The 2,437-nt window shown below is 72.8% G+C and carries 3 protein-coding genes; 1 reads left to right on the forward strand and 2 read right to left on the reverse strand.

From position 1 onward, the window contains the following. The coding region (locus JHN63_RS50785) for a pyridoxal-phosphate dependent enzyme (RefSeq protein ID WP_200691897.1) at nt 1–690 on the reverse strand (690 nt) is incomplete at its 3' end. Between the two features lie 150 nt (nt 691–840). On the opposite strand from JHN63_RS50785, the gene JHN63_RS50790 reads away from it, so the two are divergent. Continuing rightward, nucleotides 841–1,545 (forward strand): SDR family oxidoreductase, encoded by a 705-nt coding sequence (locus tag JHN63_RS50790; protein WP_200691898.1) that lies wholly within the window; start codon nt 841–843, stop codon nt 1,543–1,545. Between the two features lie 12 nt (nt 1,546–1,557). Here the strand turns inward: JHN63_RS50790 and JHN63_RS50795 are convergent. Then, the coding region (locus JHN63_RS50795; RefSeq protein ID WP_200691899.1) for a VWA domain-containing protein at nt 1,558–2,437 on the reverse strand (880 nt) is incomplete at its 5' end.

A 2,437-nucleotide genomic window follows, 5' to 3' on the forward strand; every position in this document is an offset into this window, starting at 1 on the left:
GGACGGGGACGGGGGCAAGGTCAGTCCCGCGAACTCGCTTACGGCCGCGGCCGGTTCGGGCAGCGCGCCCACGTCGACGCCGAGCACCGCGTCCGTCCCTAGCGAGACCACCAGCCCCGCCATCGTGCCGCCCGAGCCGAGCGCGACGACGGCCGTACGCAGATCGGGGAGCTGTCGGCGCAGCTCCTCGCCGCAGCGCACATAGCCGCGTGCGCCGAGCGCGCTGGAACCGCCGAACGGGATCCGCGCGGGCCGGGCGCCCGACTCGCGCAGTCGCTCGCAGACCTCGGCCGCCGCCCGGTCCAGCCCGGCCTGGTCCACCTCGCCCGCCCAGGCGATCCGGGCGCCGAACAGCCCGTCGAGGGCGAGGTTCCCGGAGCGCGACGCACCCGGCGATCCGCGCAGCACCAGCACCACGTCCAGTCCGAGCCGCGCTCCGGCGGCCGCGGTCAGACGGGCGTGGTTGCTCTGCGGGGCGCCCGTGGTGACCAGGGTGTCGGCGCCCTCGGCGAGCGCCGCGCCCACGGTCCACTCCAGCTTGCGGATCTTGTTGCCGCCGCCTCCGAGGCCGGTCAGATCGTCGCGTTTGATCCACAGGTCGTCGGCGCCGAGCCCGATCGCGACGGCGAGTCTCGGGGCCGGTTCGACGGGGGTGGGGAAGGTGGCCAGTTCCACGCGGGGGTCGCTCATGACGTACATCATCGCGTGCTCCGGCGGTTCGTCCGCGGGTGGGCTTGCCGATGGAAACCGATCGGTTTACTGTGGTCGACATGAGGAAACCGATCGGTTTCCTGTTCGGGTCGGGTGCTCTACGGCACCCCCTCACCTCGGGAGATCCCCATGGCGAACATCGAAGGTTCCGTCGTCCTCGTCACCGGCGGCAGCCGTGGCATCGGCCGCGCGCTGGTCGAGGCGCTGTACGAGCGGGGCGCCAAGAAGGTGTACGCCACCGCCCGCGACCCGAAGACCGTCACCCACCCCGACGCCGTACCCCTGGCACTGGAGGTCAGTGACCCCGCGTCCGTCGCGGCGGCGGCCGAGCAGGCGCAGGACGTCACCATCCTGATCAACAACGCGGGCGCGGCCGTGAACGCGAACTTCCTGGACTCGCCCGTCGAGGACATCCGCCGCGAGTTCGAGACCAACTTCTACGGCCCGCTGCTCGTCACGCGCGCCTTCGTGCCGATCATCGAGCGCAACGGCGGCGGCCACATCCTCAACTTCCACTCGGTGCTGTCCTGGGTCGGCCTCGCCGGCTCCTACAGCGCGTCCAAGGCCGCGTTCTGGTCGCAGACCAACTCCCTGCGCCTGGACCTGAAGCCGCGCGGCATCGAGGTCACCGGACTGCATGTCGGCTACGTCGACACGGACATGGCCGCGCATGTCGACGGGCCCAAGTCCACTCCCGAGAGCGTGGCCGCACAGGCCCTCGACGGCATCGAGTCCGGCGCCTTCGAGGTGCTGGCCGACGACCTGACCCGGCAGGTGAAGGCCGGGCTCTCCGCCGAAGGCGGCGCGCTGTACCCGCAGTTGGCGACCGCGTAGTCGGCTGACCGGTCAGATCGGCAGCAACCGGCCGACCAGCGCGCTGAGTTGCTGGGCGTTGCGGCACTCGTGCATCTCGACCAGCTCCGCGTAGCCGCGTGCGGCCGAGTCGCCGGTGCCCCACTGGGAGCGCTGCTCGGGGTTCAACCAGTAGACGCGGCGGGCCCGTTGGGCGATCTGCCGGACGGCCGGCAGATTCGGGTCGCTCATGTTGGTGCGGGCGTCGCCGAGGACGAACACGGTCGTGCGCGGGCCCACCGCGTCGCCGTACCGCTCGGCGAACTCGCCCAGGGCGACGCCGTAGTCGCTGCTTCCGTGCCAGCCGGTGAGGGTGGCCTCGTCGCGGATGCGGGTGCCGAGGCCCTCGGGGTCGGCCGTGCCGTGCACGAGCAGCGGGGTCACCTCGTCGAGGCGGTTGACGAAGGCGAACACCCGCACCTTGCTGAACTGGTCGTGCAGCGCCTGCACCAGCAGCATCGTGAAGTCGGAGAAGCCCGACACCGAGCCCGACACATCGCACAGCAGCACCAGTTCGGGCCGGACCGGCCGACGCCGGCGCAGCACGGGCCGCATCGGCACCCCGCCCGTGGACAGTGAGCCGCGCAGGGTGCGGCGGAGGTCGATCGTGCCCCGCGAGGCGCGGCGGCGACGCGCGGCGAGACGGGTGGCCAGCTTCCGGGCCAGCGGCTGAACCGCCCTGCGCAGTTCGGCCAGTTGGGCCCGGCCGGCGAACAGGAAGTCGACGCGGTCGGCCGTCGGCGGCACCGCCCGCCGGGCGAGCTCGTCCCGGCCGCGCCGCTCGGCGACCCGGCGCCGCGCCTCCGCGGCGACCTGCCGCCGGAAGCCCTCGATGCGCTGCCGGATCTCGTCGTCGAGCAGCCGGTCGGTGAAC

Origin of the sequence: Streptomyces sp. MBT65 (assembly GCF_016612545.1) — a bacterium.
Taxonomy (GTDB): domain Bacteria; phylum Actinomycetota; class Actinomycetes; order Streptomycetales; family Streptomycetaceae; genus Streptomyces.